General features: G+C 43.7%; 13 protein-coding genes. All 13 read left to right on the top strand.

From position 1 onward, the window contains the following. Positions 1–177: 177 nt before the first annotated feature. The 13 genes from VZ94_RS22630 to VZ94_RS08570 all read left to right on the top strand — a co-directional run bounded on the left by VZ94_RS22630 (position 178) and on the right by VZ94_RS08570 (position 13,805). Positions 178–2,373: an O-linked N-acetylglucosamine transferase, SPINDLY family protein gene (locus VZ94_RS22630; protein ID WP_052700364.1), complete on the top strand. Its 2,196-nt coding sequence runs from the start codon at positions 178–180 to the stop codon at positions 2,371–2,373. A 186-nt stretch (positions 2,374–2,559) separates the two neighbouring features. Then, positions 2,560–4,014 carry a DNA recombination protein RmuC gene (locus VZ94_RS08615; protein ID WP_045778917.1) on the top strand — a complete coding sequence of 485 codons (1,455 nt, stop codon included), beginning with the start codon at positions 2,560–2,562 and terminating at the stop codon, positions 4,012–4,014. Positions 4,015–4,090: 76 nt separating this feature from the next. Then, positions 4,091–4,303, top strand: coding sequence for a DUF2905 domain-containing protein (locus tag VZ94_RS08610; protein ID WP_045778916.1), 213 nt, complete (start codon positions 4,091–4,093; stop codon positions 4,301–4,303). A 39-nt stretch (positions 4,304–4,342) separates the two neighbouring features. Further along, a complete protein-coding gene (locus tag VZ94_RS08605) occupies positions 4,343–5,362 on the top strand; it encodes a Gfo/Idh/MocA family protein (protein ID WP_045778915.1) in 1,020 nt (339 codons plus the stop codon). An 11-nt stretch (positions 5,363–5,373) separates the two neighbouring features. Beyond that, positions 5,374–5,829, top strand: a complete 456-nt coding sequence (locus VZ94_RS08600; protein ID WP_045778914.1) for a CreA family protein — start codon at positions 5,374–5,376, stop codon at positions 5,827–5,829. 459 nt (positions 5,830–6,288) lie between these two features. After that, positions 6,289–6,576, top strand: a complete 288-nt coding sequence (locus VZ94_RS08595) for a hypothetical protein (RefSeq protein ID WP_045778913.1) — start codon at positions 6,289–6,291, stop codon at positions 6,574–6,576. Further along, entirely contained in the window at positions 6,539–9,124 is a 2,586-nt protein-coding gene (locus VZ94_RS08590) for a TonB-dependent receptor domain-containing protein (RefSeq protein WP_045778912.1), read from the top strand. The genes VZ94_RS08595 and VZ94_RS08590 overlap by 38 nt, the downstream gene beginning before the upstream one ends. Continuing rightward, on the top strand, positions 9,121–9,750 hold the full coding sequence (locus VZ94_RS08585) for a CHASE sensor domain-containing protein (RefSeq protein WP_045778911.1): 630 nt from the start codon (positions 9,121–9,123) through the stop codon (positions 9,748–9,750). The genes VZ94_RS08590 and VZ94_RS08585 overlap by 4 nt, the downstream gene beginning before the upstream one ends. Positions 9,751–9,826: 76 nt before the next feature. Then, positions 9,827–11,284 carry an ATP-binding protein gene (locus tag VZ94_RS08580; protein WP_052700363.1) on the top strand — a complete coding sequence of 486 codons (1,458 nt, stop codon included), beginning with the start codon at positions 9,827–9,829 and terminating at the stop codon, positions 11,282–11,284. Next, positions 11,235–12,248, top strand: a complete 1,014-nt coding sequence (locus VZ94_RS22625) for a response regulator (RefSeq protein ID WP_052700362.1) — start codon at positions 11,235–11,237, stop codon at positions 12,246–12,248. The genes VZ94_RS08580 and VZ94_RS22625 overlap by 50 nt, the downstream gene beginning before the upstream one ends. Continuing rightward, complete coding sequence (locus VZ94_RS08575) at positions 12,245–13,039, top strand: diguanylate cyclase (RefSeq protein ID WP_204369088.1); 795 nt, start codon at positions 12,245–12,247, stop codon at positions 13,037–13,039. Before VZ94_RS22625 ends, VZ94_RS08575 begins: the two co-directional genes overlap by 4 nt. Beyond that, positions 12,969–13,163, top strand: a complete 195-nt coding sequence (locus VZ94_RS32705; RefSeq protein WP_369126294.1) for a nucleotidyl cyclase domain-containing protein — start codon at positions 12,969–12,971, stop codon at positions 13,161–13,163. Before VZ94_RS08575 ends, VZ94_RS32705 begins: the two co-directional genes overlap by 71 nt. 3 nt (positions 13,164–13,166) lie before the next feature. After that, positions 13,167–13,805 (top strand): response regulator, encoded by a 639-nt coding sequence (locus tag VZ94_RS08570; protein WP_052700361.1) that lies wholly within the window; start codon positions 13,167–13,169, stop codon positions 13,803–13,805. The last annotated feature ends 27 nt before the right edge of the window (positions 13,806–13,832 follow it).

Below are 13,832 nucleotides of genomic sequence, written 5' to 3'. Positions count from 1 at the left end.
GAAATTACTGCAAGACATAAGGCTAGCGATAAATAAAAGCATGGCACTTGGAAGTGAACAATTTAAAGCGGAAATAGAACATTTAAGCGGTCGACGGATGACTCCCAAAAAAGTGGGTAGACCTGTTGGTTGGCGTAAAGAAAGAACGAATAAATAACAATTTACTCTGTCCCCAATATGACACCGTCTTTTGAAACAATCGCTGCTTGTTGGCATCAGTTACGCTCAGCAGTTACTAACGCTCAGTTATGGTACGAGCTCGCTGAAGCTTATAAGCAACAGCAACTCGACTGGCAAGCCGCTTACAGCGCAAGGCAAGCGGTTCGTTGTGAGCCCTCGCGACAAACACAACTGAATGCGTTAAACCTAAATCATTGGCAAGATGCGACGGCTGGTGACGCGGTATTAGGGCGTGCTGTGTTACTGAATGCTGATAGCTTGATTACAAGATTTACCGAAGCGATTAACGCCTGCCCTGGCGACTGGCTAAGCCACTTGTATCTCACTCGTTTACATGAGCTTGCTGGTCAACAGTCGTTAGCTAGCTCACATTTAGCACACGCACTATCGTTAGAAGTTATTCCGGGCGAAACTCAACATTGGCTAGGCGTATGGCGTTTAAATGCCGGAGACGCGCAAGGCAGTGTAAACGCTTTATTCCACTTAGTTGACTTACGCCCGCTACGGCACGGCTCCATGATGTATTTAGGTGAAGCGTTGTTAAGAATAGGCAATAAAGCGGCTGCTGAGAAAGCTTTTACCCGTGCCTCGCTGTCCAATAACCCGGATTTTTTAAACACCCTAGCCGCCAAGGTCTATGCTAATAATTATTGGCAAGAAGCGCTGGCGGTATTGCAAAAAGCCATAGACTTAAGACCTAATCATGTCGCGACCTGGCTAGCGCTGGCTAAAATTCAAGCTGAAGTTTATGAGATAGGGGCTTGCCGTGAGAGTCTACGCCGCATTAAACACTTACAACCCGACCATCCTGAGTTAGCCTTGCTGGAGGCCGGACTACACGGTCGCATGGGCGATGCAGCAGCACATTTCGCCACCTTGCAAAACGCCTATCAAAATAACGGTGACCCGTTATCACGACTGGCCTCTAGTATTGCGATGACAGCGTTATATCAAGATAACTTAACGCCACAGCAAATTAGCGAGTTACATCATCGCTTATGCGCTCCGATTACCCAGGCTGTAAGCTCGAAAGCGCTTAGCAAAAGCCAGTTTAATAACCCGCGTTCACCTCATCGCCGTTTGCGTATAGGCTATGTCACCGGAGATTTACATAGACAACACCCTGTCAATTTATTTTTATTGCCAATTTTAATGCGGCACGACCCTCAGCGCGTTGCTGTTAGCCTTTATCACACAGGTCTGATGCAAGATGACTACACGCTTAAAGCTAAGCAATGTGCCGATTATTGGCTAGACGCCGCTCATTTAGATGACACCACGCTACAGCACAGCATTATTAATGACCAAATCGATATACTAATCGATTTAGCCGGTCACACCTCTAGCCATAGGTTAGGTGTTTTTGCTCTTAGAGCCGCGCCAGTGCAAGCGACGTTTCTGGGCTATCCGTATTCGACAGGTTTATCAACGATGGATTGGCTTATCGGTGACGCTATCGTTACGCCAGCAGATCATCAACAGCTATACTGCGAAGGATTGGCACAACTGCCTGGTAGTGTGTTTTGCTGGGCACCAGTAGATGACTATCCATTAACGCCAGCACGGCCTAAACACGCACCATTAGTCTTTGGTTCGTTTAATAACGCTATGAAATTAACACCCAAAACCCTGACGCTTTGGGCGCAGGTTTTACACGCCATACCTAATGCTCAGTTATTATTGAAAGCACCGTCATTAAAAGATAGCGACGTACAAAAACGTTTTAGCGCACTGTTTGCTGAGCAAGGCATAGCGCCTCAGCGTATTCAGTTTCGTGGCCCAAGCGAGTTATCGCAAATGATGCAAGAATACGGCGATATCGATTTCGCCTTAGACCCTACGCCGTATAACGGTGGTACTACAACGATGCAAGCGCTATGGATGGGCGTGCCGGTCGTTAGTTTACTAGGCAGTCATTTTGTCAGCCGCATGGGCGCTAGCTTTTTGCACAGCTTAAATCAATCCAATTGGCTTGCTGAGAATGACCGTGATTATGTCGACATAGCGGTAAAATTAGCCGAGCAACACCTATTTTGGCGTGAGCGACGGCAAGATTTACGCGCACAAATGCTCGCCTCGCCTTTATCCGCTATTGATGGCTATGTTGCAAAGTTAGAACACTTATATCAGCGTATGTGGTTAGACTATTGCGCTAATGAACAGCAGGGCGCAAAGCTATTACGGGCGGAGTAATCACACATACTTTAAACGGTTAAGTTTTCGGGTTTTCAGCTCACTGTAGGGTAGCTACGCGTACCTTTTCATTGAGTTTTATTACGATTTTTTAATGGTACGCACAGCGTACCCTACTCAAGAAAACCGAACATGAACGTTCAGAGTATAGACCGCAGGCGGTATTCACTTTTTTAAGGAACTCTAATGCCAATTGAACAATGGTTGTTAATCGCTGCACTCGTTATTTTGGCTGTTTTGCTATTAGTGGTATTACGACTAAACAGCCACACACATCTTTTACAAGCCAGATTTGACGCTGCACAAAGCAAAGACGATAAACTTGAACAGAGTATTCGACTCGAAATGTCCGCGAATCGACAAGAAATTAGCGAGACATTAAGGCAAAACCGTGAAGAATTAGCGGCGGCGATTGAGCGGCAAAACCAGCTATTACAAACCAGCACCGGGTTGTTTCGGCAAACATTAGAAGATAAATTGGCCGCTTTTCAACAAGAACACCGCAGTCAATCGGAAAACTTACGCAGCCTTGTTGATGAAAAACTCAATCTAGCACAACAAGATGCCCGTCAAGGTCGTACCGAGCAAGCCAATAGCTTACAACAGTTTGGCGAACAACTCGCAGGACAGTTACAGCAATTAACGCAACGCAATAGCGAAAGCTTAGAGACTTTACGCCAAGCCGTAGAAACTAAGTTAACCCACATTCAAACCGACAATAATCAAAAGTTGGAACAAATGCGGCAAACCGTTGATGAAAAGCTGCATAACACCTTAGAGCAACGACTGGGCGAATCCTTTAAACTGGTCAGCGACCGTTTGGAGCAAGTCCATAACGGTTTGGGGGAAATGCGTCATTTAGCCTCTGGCGTGGGCGACCTCAAAAAAGTGTTGTCCAATGTCAAAATACGCGGCACCTGGGGTGAAGTCCAGTTAGAAAACTTACTGGAACAAATCCTAAGCCCAGACCAATACGCCAAGAATGTCAGCACTCGTCCCAACAGTAATGAGCGCGTTGAGTTTGCCATTAAACTACCAGGACGCGACCATGACGATTCAATTGTCTGGTTGCCCATCGATGCCAAGTTTCCGTTGGAAGATTATCAAAAACTAGCCGAAGCCCAGGATATGGGCGATTTATTGGCGATGGATGAGGCTGGCAAGGCACTAGAAACGCGCATCAAAGCCGAAGCCAAAGCCATCCGCGACAAATACTTAGAGCCACCTTACACGACAGATTTTGGTTTACTGTTTTTACCGATTGAAGGCTTATATGCCGAAGTGATTCGTCGTCCTGGTCTTAGTGATATATTGCAACGCGATTACCGCGTGACATTAGTAAGCCCGACGACGCTTTCGGCCATTTTAAACAGCTTACAAATGGGCTTTAGGACTTTGGCAATTGAAAAACGCTCTAGTGAAGTCTGGATGGTGTTAGGCGCAGTCAAAACTGAGTTTGGTAAATTTGGTGATGTATTAGCAAAAACTAAGAAAAAGCTCGACGAAGCGCGCAATACCATAGACGCAGCGGAAGTTCGCACCCGTGCCATAGACCGGCAATTACGACAAGTAGAGGCTTTGCCTAAAGATGAGGCATCATTGCTATTGCCGGGATTAGATAGCGATGATTTTGAAACCTAAGTTAGTTGCGTATGATTAATAACCGGTTACATCAGAGCTTAAGATAAGCTTTGTTGGTATAGTTTAAGGAGATGATATGTCATTCGCTAAGTTAATCACTATTGCAGGTATAGCCTTGGTTTTTATTGGAATTGCGCTGCAATATGCGCCGTGGCTATTAAATTGGTTTGGTCGTTTACCCGGTGATATTCGCATTAAAAATGAGCATAGCTTTATTTTTATGCCAATTACTTCTATGCTGATTATCAGTGTCATTTTTTCCATCGTCATGGCATTGCTGAGACGATAAATGAACGCACCCTAATGGTATACAGACAGGAAAATAAAAATGAGTGAAGCAACGAAATTGCGCTGGGGTATTTTAGGCGCGGCTCGGATTAATGAGCGTATGTTACCGGCAATTGCTGAAGCGCCTAATGCTGAATTAATAGCCATTGCCAGTCGTCGGGAAGGCGCGGCGCTTGAAACGTTACAGCGTTACGCACCTAATCTTAACCATGTAAACACCGCGTTAACACCAGAACAAATCTTAAGTCATGAGGAAATCGATGCGGTTTATATTCCATTAGCGAATCATGAACATGCGGAATGGACGTTAAAAGCGATAGCCCATAAAAAACATGTGTTATGTGAAAAGCCTTTAGCATTAACCGCGACAGACATAAAAGCGATTACCCAGGCGGCACAAGCACAACAAGTCACTGTGATGGAAGGCTTTATGTATCGCTTTCATCCACAATATGCCAGAGTACAAGCATTGTTGGCGTCTGGCGTCATTGGCGAAGTGCGCTCGGTGCGTGCGAGTTATTCATTTATGATGCGCCCACAGCGTTTATACCGTTTGGCCGATTCTGTTACACGCGGCGGCGGCGCGACTTGGGATATTGGTTGCTATGCCGTACATTCTGCACGCGGCTGTTTTACTCAACCGGCCTTATCAGTCACTGCGTTATCCCACACGGTAGAGAGTGGTGCCGATGATGTCTCTTACGCGATTATTGATTTTGGCAACGGGTGTTTTGCTCAGATTGATTATAGTTTTGCTCGTGCTAGACGCTGTGAATATGAGATTATCGGCACGCAAGGTGGCATCACCTGTCATACGGTTTGGCAGCTACCTGGCGATGTCCCGGTTATCTCATGGTGGACAGAAGAGGGTCGGCAATGTGTAGAAAAACTGCCTTATAGCAACCATTTCCGTTTACAAATCGAGCAGTTCAGTGCAGCGGTATTAGCCAGGCAAGCGCCGTTATTAAGTTTGACGGATGCGTTAGATAATTGCCGAGTCTTAGAAGCCTTGCTTAAGGCCGCCGCAACGGGTAGTAGTGTACCCATTCAATATGACTAAAGAGAAAGCTTATGAGAAAAATACTATTAACACTATTGGCATTAGTCGCATCAAACACTCATGCTGAAGAAATTGGCTGTGTAACAACAGCATGGAAATTAGTAGGCGCTAATCATAAAGTGTGTGTGCAAGCTTATGATGACCCAAAAGTTGATGGCGTTGCTTGCCATATCAGCCAAGCGCGCACTGGTGGTTTGGCAGGTACATTTGGCTTGGCTGAAGACCCGTCTAATTTTTCTTTGGCGTGTAGACAAGTCGGCCCTATAAAAATTAAGGAAAAACTTCCAGATGAAGAAACTGCGTTCAGCGAAGACACCTCTATTTTCTTTAAAGAAACCCGAGTCTCTAGGTTATACGATAAAAAGCGCAATACCTTAGTGTATGTCGCTATTAGCCGTAAGCTGATTGAAGGCTCGCCTATGAATAGTATCTCTACGGTGCCTATTATGCCGTGGAATGGCCAATAAACCGGCTTATCGATATTTATTTGTACTTCTAATCACTCTGAATCAAAATAAAGCTTTTTGTCGCAGTCTAATAACGTTAGTATTGTTATAATACTCACGACTGATTAGTAAGAGCAGCGTCATCTCGGCTCGGCAACTGCCCCTCGCAACGCAGGAGCAGTTGCCGAGAACACAAGGATGTGCTTGAAACTTTGCCATCCATGGCACTGGATTCCGGGGCTACGCACTTAAGACGGGACAGGGCGTTTTAGGACGCAGGTGTCGGCAGCAGGGATGCTGCAGCCAAGCCTACAGGGATGTATTTACGGCGTCCTGCATTCTAAATGCCCTGTCCCGTCTTAAGCTGGTAATCTGGATTCCGGCAATCCATGCCAGAATGACGGTTTAACACGACTGACTATAGTTAAATCTGCCCCGCTTTAAGTGGGTAGCCGGTTTCCGACAGCACATTAAGTTTCTATGCCTAAAGTAATTGCTTGCCTGTTATTGTTCATTTTGATTGCACATTCGGCTGTTATTTCAGCCGAGTGTGACCCGTCTTTTGATGAACTTCTAAAGCTGCCATTTGAACAACTCTACGACACCGATGTAAACGTGGCATCTAAGGTATCGACTGACCCAGAAAAACAACCGGCTTCGGTGACGGTGGTAAGCCGAGAGCAATTACAGTTAAGCGGTGCGCGCACATTAAGCGAAGCCTTAATGGTATATGTGCCAGGGTATTTTTGTCGTCGAAGATCAAGATGATACGATTGCCGCGTTCCGTGGTTTAGCCGCCGACAATAATTCTAAGGTGATGATGTTGATTAACGGCCATAACCTAAATGCCGAATGGTTTATGGGCCCACCGGATGCCATCTTAAACAGCAATAATTTCGATTGGATTGAACGCATTGAAGTGATTCGAGGGCCTGGCTCGGTAACGTTAGGACAAGGCGCATTATTAGGCGTCGTTAACATCATTACCCGCAATGCCCAAAAACTGGTTAAAACCTGCCATCAAAGCCAAGCGAAATTAACCGTTGGTGGCGGTTTAAACAATGCCTGGAAAGGTGGAATGGAATATGCCTTTAATGATGAAACGCATGATGCCTATGTCCATGTACAACAAAGCGATTACGAAGGTCAGCTCTTAAGACGTGAAGGCTGGGCTGCCAACCGGGCTTTTTTAGGGGATTCCGGTGGTGTGGTTGCTGATGCAGAGCATCGCTTAAAACGCTCAGATAATTTAACGATAATCGGGCATGGGCGTTATAAGCAAATCAACCTCGATATTATGCATGTCGACCAAACTCGGGATTTATACAATTTTTACCACGATAGAGACCAACTAGAACAAGCCTTAACCTATGTAGGCTTGTCCCATCGCTTTGAATTTAATCCGCAGATTGAATTAGACAGTAAAGCCGACGCGACCATAGACGACTATACATTGCGTTCTGTCAACCATAACACCCTTGCCGGTGGCACACGCGAAACGCGTTATGGCTTGCAACTGGTGTTGCGCTTAAAAGAGTTATGGCAAGGTAATACCTTAGCGCTAGGCTCTGAGTTTCACAGTTATGACTTAGGTCAAACCAATGATAACGGCGATAATTATATTATTAATCGCTTATCCGCTGACACGATTGCTAATCTAAGCACGCTTAAATCGACTAATACCTTCGTATACCCAAGCAATATCAATGTCTATAGTTTTTTTATCGAAGATAATTATGACTTAAATGCTAAGCTGTCGGTATTCGGCGGCCTACGTTTCGATCAACATAAACATTGGGGTGATAATTTATCACCTAGAATTGGCTTGTTTTATAAGCCATGGACGTTAGGGCAATTTAGATTGTCCTATCAGCAAGGTTTTAGAGGCGCCGTGGGACTCAATTACAGCGGTGGCTTTAGACACGATGGCTTGCTTAGAGAAAGCAATTTTAATGCTCTGGATGCTGCACAAATTCCTGGTTATTCCAATTTATCAGCGATTAAACCGGAGAAGCTCGATACGTTAGAGCTAGCGTTCCAACAAGCACTTAATCCGCACTGGCGTTTTGATAATGTTTTATTTTATAACAGTGTGTCTAATATTATTGATGTCGGGGCGATAAGAGGCAGTACGTTAAATAGGGTTTTACCTGAACTCGGTAGCGACGTGCCAGGCAGTGCAAACAATTATTGGTATTTCAAAAACAACACCGGCTCAATCAATCAATTAGGTTTCGAGATGAGCTTAAATTATCAATTCAATCCTATTGATATTCGCGTCAGTCATGCTTATGTCGATGTCTTTGATGTCAGCCAACAAAATATAGGCAGTATGTATATTACCAATACCGGCGAATTACGCGCGACGCCCCATAATGTCACGCGGTTAAATATGGTTTGGCAAGCTTGGCAGCAAGCGCGCATAGGCATTAATTATTTATTTTATGATGATTGGTACGCGACTACGGGTAATCGAGCCGATGGTGGTCATTTATTAAATGCCAGCGTACTCTATACACCGGAAAAACATGTAGAATTTTTACTCAGCATTAAAAATATCTTAGCGGAGAATAATTTGTATCCTATGAATAACAACGTTAATGGTGACTTATCGCCGGGTACGCCTGCGCTAGAGTCTACGACTTTTTTGGCTGCAAACCACAGTAAGCCTTTTTTAAACCATGTCGCCTGCTTAAAATTCATGATTGCAATGGCTTGTTTTAGCATTGAACACATTTGGCAGTACTGGCGGCAAACGATACCAATCTGTTTACCGCGCCAGTTAGCCCGCTATGGACAACTCATTTTACTCAGCGCGATAAGCGTCTTTGCATCAACCTCCTCCGAAGCGATTAACGCCGATAAACCTAGCGAACAGCAATTAAAGGCTAGCTTTATTTATCACTTCCCTAAGTTTATTAAATGGCCTACCCCACCGACGACTGACAGTAAGTTTGTTATTTGCGTACTGGGTAATCACCCGTTGTCGGGAAATATCGAATTATTAAACGGCAAGCGTATTAACGAACAGGACATAGAAATCAAACTTATTAGTCAGCCGCTAGTTAATACCTGTCATGTGTTATTTATTGCAGAAAGCGAAGCCGGTACGGTGGCTGATATTTTGTCGCGTATTGCCGACGACCCCATACTCAGTATTAGTGATATACCTGATTTTACCCAAGCTGGCGGTATGATTGAGATGAAACTCATCGACGAGAAAATTCGTTTTGACATTAATCTAAATGCGGCAGAGAAAGCCGGCTTAAATATTAATAGTCAATTATTAAAACTTGCTACTCAAGTCATACAATGAAGCAAGACGCTAAGCATATTATCGCCAACGTCAGCGCTAAACCTTCTTTAGCCAACCAGCTATCGCTTATTTTAGTATTGACAACGTCTATTGCTATTGTTTTAACCACCAGCGTATTTACCTGTGGTGTAGGATTTAGAATTTATCACGATACCGAAAACCAATTGCAGAGCTTAGCGCATGTGATTAGCCAAAATACCCAGGCCGCGCTAGCGTTTAAAGATAGCGAAAGCGCTGCAACGACATTAATGGGATTGCAATCAGCACCTGAAATTAGCGCCGCATTTATTTACGATGCTGAAAACCACCTATTTGCTAGCTATTCTACCCCGCAAGTTAAAGATATAGATTTATCACAAGCAACGCTAAAATCCATATTAGGCTTAGTTTTGCCTATGCAGATAGAAATACAACGCCCTATTGCTAAAGGCGGCGAAATACTAGGGCTCGTTAGGATGTATGCGGATACTTATACGATTTGGCTTAAATGGGGCATCGCTTTATTGCTGGGGATATTAGTGGCCATGTTAAGCGTAACCATAGCGGTTTGGTTTGGTCTGCGTTTAAGCCGTTCTATTAGTTTACCGTTGATGGAATTAACTCAAGCGGCTGAAAAAAGTCACTAGACAACGTGATTATTCAATACGCACTATTGATAGCTCTTATCAAGAAATCGCAACGCTTATCGGTAATTTCAATTTTATGTTAGATGAAATTCGCTTGCGTGATAATAAATTATGCCGACAAAGAGAGCTATTAGAATCCGAGATTAAACAACGAACCATTGAGCTTAAATTAGCAAAAGAGCAAGCAGAATCCGCTAACCAAGCTAAAAGCGACTTTCTAGCCAATATGAGCCACGAAATACGCACGCCGATAAATTCTGTTATCGGCCTGGGTTATTTATTGGCACGCACAAAGTTAAGTGATAAACAACGCACGCATTTAGCGAACATTAAGTCAGCATCTGAACATTTACTCAGTATTGTCAATGATATTTTAGACTTATCTAAAATCGAAGCCGGTAAAATGGCCTTAGAACGCCACCCTTTTGAGTTGGATATTGTGTTAAGTCAAGTGGTTAATTTATTCGCGCTTAAGGCTGAAGAAAAACGAATTGAATTAATTATCGAATGTTTGCCCTCAGTCCCGCAGGCGTTGATGGGTGATGCATTGCGTTTAGGGCAAATACTTATCAATTTGACGTCTAATGCGCTTAAATTTACTGAGCGTGGTGAAGTCGTCATTTCGGTGTCTTTAGTCGCCGTCAGTAGCGATGAAGCGGTATTAAATTTTGCTATCAGCGATACCGGCATCGGTATTTCCGAGCGACAACTGAGTGTGTTATTTCAATCGTTTTCGCAAGCCGATACGTCAACTACTCGCCGCTATGGCGGGACTGGTTTAGGCTTAACGATTTGTAAGCGTTTAGTTGAGTTAATGTCAGGGGAAATTGGCGTACGCAGTAAACTTGGCATAGGCAGCGAATTTTATTTTAGTGCACGTTTTGGCTTACAGCATAAACATGAGCCAAAACGCATGATAGGCATCGATAAGCTATCGGGTAAAAACCTATTGTTCATCAACGACAATGCAAGAGCCAGCAAAGCCATTAGTGCGATGCTAGCCGCGTTGAATTTAAATGTTCATGGCTTAATGAGCAGCCCTGTCTTATTGGCTGAACTCAAAACAGTACTCAGCAAAACGCGTATTGATTTATTGCTTATCGATGCGCAGCTTACCGGCGCACAACCACTAGCAGATAATGGCTTTGAGCTGCTGCCTAAACTGACCCTGATTCCGGAATTAAAGCAAGTGCCGGTCATTATGATGTTACCTGCCTCAGCCGATGAAGAGATGCTGGCCACCGCTGAATCGCTTAATTTAACAGGCGTATTAATCAAACCACTCTTGGCGGCACAATTACATCATGCGGTGATAGAGGCATTAGGCCAGCAAGGAACGGCGAAATTACTGGCGTATAAAGCAGCACATCAGAAGCAAATTGCAGCATTAAAACGCGCCAGCAATAAAACTAGCGAATCTACTCAGCCAAAATTAAAAGGTAGTCTATTATTAGTCGAAGACAAATGTGATAAACCAACAATTAATGAAAGAATTGTTAGAAACTCTAGGCCTAACCGTTCAAGTCGTTGGTAATGGTCAGGAAGCAGTACGCTTAGTAACAACAGAAGCGTTTGACTTGGTATTAATGGATATACAAATGCCAGTCATGGATGGCTACGAGGCAACTAAGTTAATCCGCAAACGTTATAATGCCAAGGAATTGCCGATTATTGCCATGACAGCTAATGCAATGTTTAGAGATAAAGAACGCTGTTTAGCTGTCGGCATGAATAATCATGTGAGTAAGCCTATCGATTTAGACTTACTGCATACCTTGTTAAGCGAGCTATTGCCGTTAGCTGATGCAACGTCGGAATTATATCAACCTAAAACACCGTTGACGCCTGTTATGACAGATATGGCTTTATTACAAGACGAATTACCGCCTTATATACCCGGCATAGATTTGGTGGCAGGATTGGCGCGGTTACGGCAAAATGCGACACTGTATAAAAAATTATTATTAGAATTTACCCGTGAACATAGCCGAACTGTGGAGCATATTGGCAATGCATTGGCTGATGGTAAAATTGAGTTGGCACAGCGCATGATTCATGCTATCAAAGGCGTGTCAGGCAATTTGGGGATGGTTGACTTGTTTGATAGCGCTACCCGACTGGATACCGCGTTGAAACAAGGTGAAAATAAAGCGGAACTATTTCTCGAATTTGAAAACCAGTTTCACTTTATTATGAATGCACTGATGAATTTATCGTTAACGATTACTAACACTAAGTCAGTCGCTAACGAAGACTCTGAATTTGAGCTGGATAAATTATTACCCCTATTAAACACCCTCGCTAATCATTTAAAAGAAGGCAAACCCAGAGCCTCCGAGTTGTTAGTGAGTATTCGAGCGTGTTTAGGGACACGGCAGGAAGAGCAATTGCAACGATTAGAAATGGAAATCGAACATTTTGACTTTGAAGCAGCAACTCAAACATTGCTAGCAATCAAAAATGCATTAACCGAACTGAGTGATGAGCCAAGCCCATGAAAACGCGCTCTAAATTATTGATTGTAGACGATGAACCTATAAACTTGCGCATGTTAGATGGTATGTTGCAAGAACATTACGAAATTAGTGTCGCTTTAAATGGCGAGCAAGCGTTACAGCGCGCCATGAGTTATCCACACCCAGATTTAATCTTGCTCGACATTCAAATGAAAGGTATGGATGGTTATGAGATTTGTCGGCAGTTAATGTCTAATGAAATCACGCGCAATATCCCTGTCATTTTTATTACCTCATTAACCGATGAAGAAGATGAACGCAAAGGCTTAGAGCTAGGTGCGGTTGATTACATTACTAAACCTTATCGCCCTGCGATTATTCAAGTTCGACTGCGTAATCACCTAGAGCTAAAACTTAAACGTGATAGGCTGGATAGCTTAAGCAGTATAGATGCATTAACCGGCATCCCTAATCGACGCAGTTTAGAAGTCTTTTTAGAACGGGAATGGCAACGTGCCGCGCGTTATCAAGATAACTTGGCGATTATTTTTATTGATATCGATTATTTCAAAAAATACAACGACAATTATGGTCATGTTGCAGGCGACGAGTGTTTAAAGCTTGTTGCTAAAACCATGCATAACACCTTAAGCCGCGATACCGATTTATTAGCACGTTATGGTGGAGAAGAGTTTGTTTGTGTTTTGCCGAAAACCGATATTCACGGCGCTGAAAAAAGTAGCAGAAAGTTTGCGTTTAGCGGTGTGTCAACTAGGCATAACTCACGAATTCTCAGACTACCAGTGCGTGACGTTAAGTTTAGGGGTGCTTAGCATTAAACCCAACGCGCAAACAGGTTCTGCAACAGAAACGCTAGAAGCCGCTGATAAGCTGTTGTTTGAGGCTAAAAAGCAAGGGCGTAATCGTGTCATTTCTTCTTTTTGCGAGGTAGCCTAGGCCATGTCTAGTTTACAAGGAGAATTTGCTACGTTACTGACTGCCCCGGCCAAAATTTTAATCGTCGATGATGATTTAATTAATATCCGTATGTTAGACGGCATTTTACATGACCATTATGACATTATGGTGGCGGTTAATGGCGAACAAGCCCTCAAGCGCGCACTGTTAGTGCAGCCAGACTTAATTTTACTCGATATAGGTTTAGGCGACTTAAGCGGTTATGATGTTTTCAAGTACTTAGCCGCTAATGAGATTACCCGTGACATTCCGGTTATGTTTGTCACGGCCCATGCTAGCGAAGAGGAAGAGCAACAAGGTTTGGCCTTAGGCGCGGTCGATTATGTCACCAAACCTTACCGCCCCGCAATTGTGCAAGCACGCATCAAAAATCATATCGAGTTAAAACGTCAGCGCGATTTATTAACTTTGTTAACCGCTCAAGACAGCTTAACAGGGTTAGCCAATAAACATGGTTTTGATTTATTTCTGGAACAAGCCTGGCACACTGCGATTCGCTACCAAGAAGCGATTGCGGTGATTAGTGCCAGCATTGATGATTTTAAACAATACAACGACCAATACGGTCATATCGTTGGCAATAAAAGCATAAAAAAAAAAAGTAGCAGATGTGTTAGCTAAAAGCTTATTGCGCAAAACCGACTTATT

This window comes from Methylocucumis oryzae, assembly GCF_000963695.1.
Lineage (GTDB): Bacteria > Pseudomonadota > Gammaproteobacteria > Methylococcales > Methylomonadaceae > Methylovulum > Methylovulum oryzae.
This window is presented reverse-complemented; position numbering and strand designations above follow the sequence as displayed.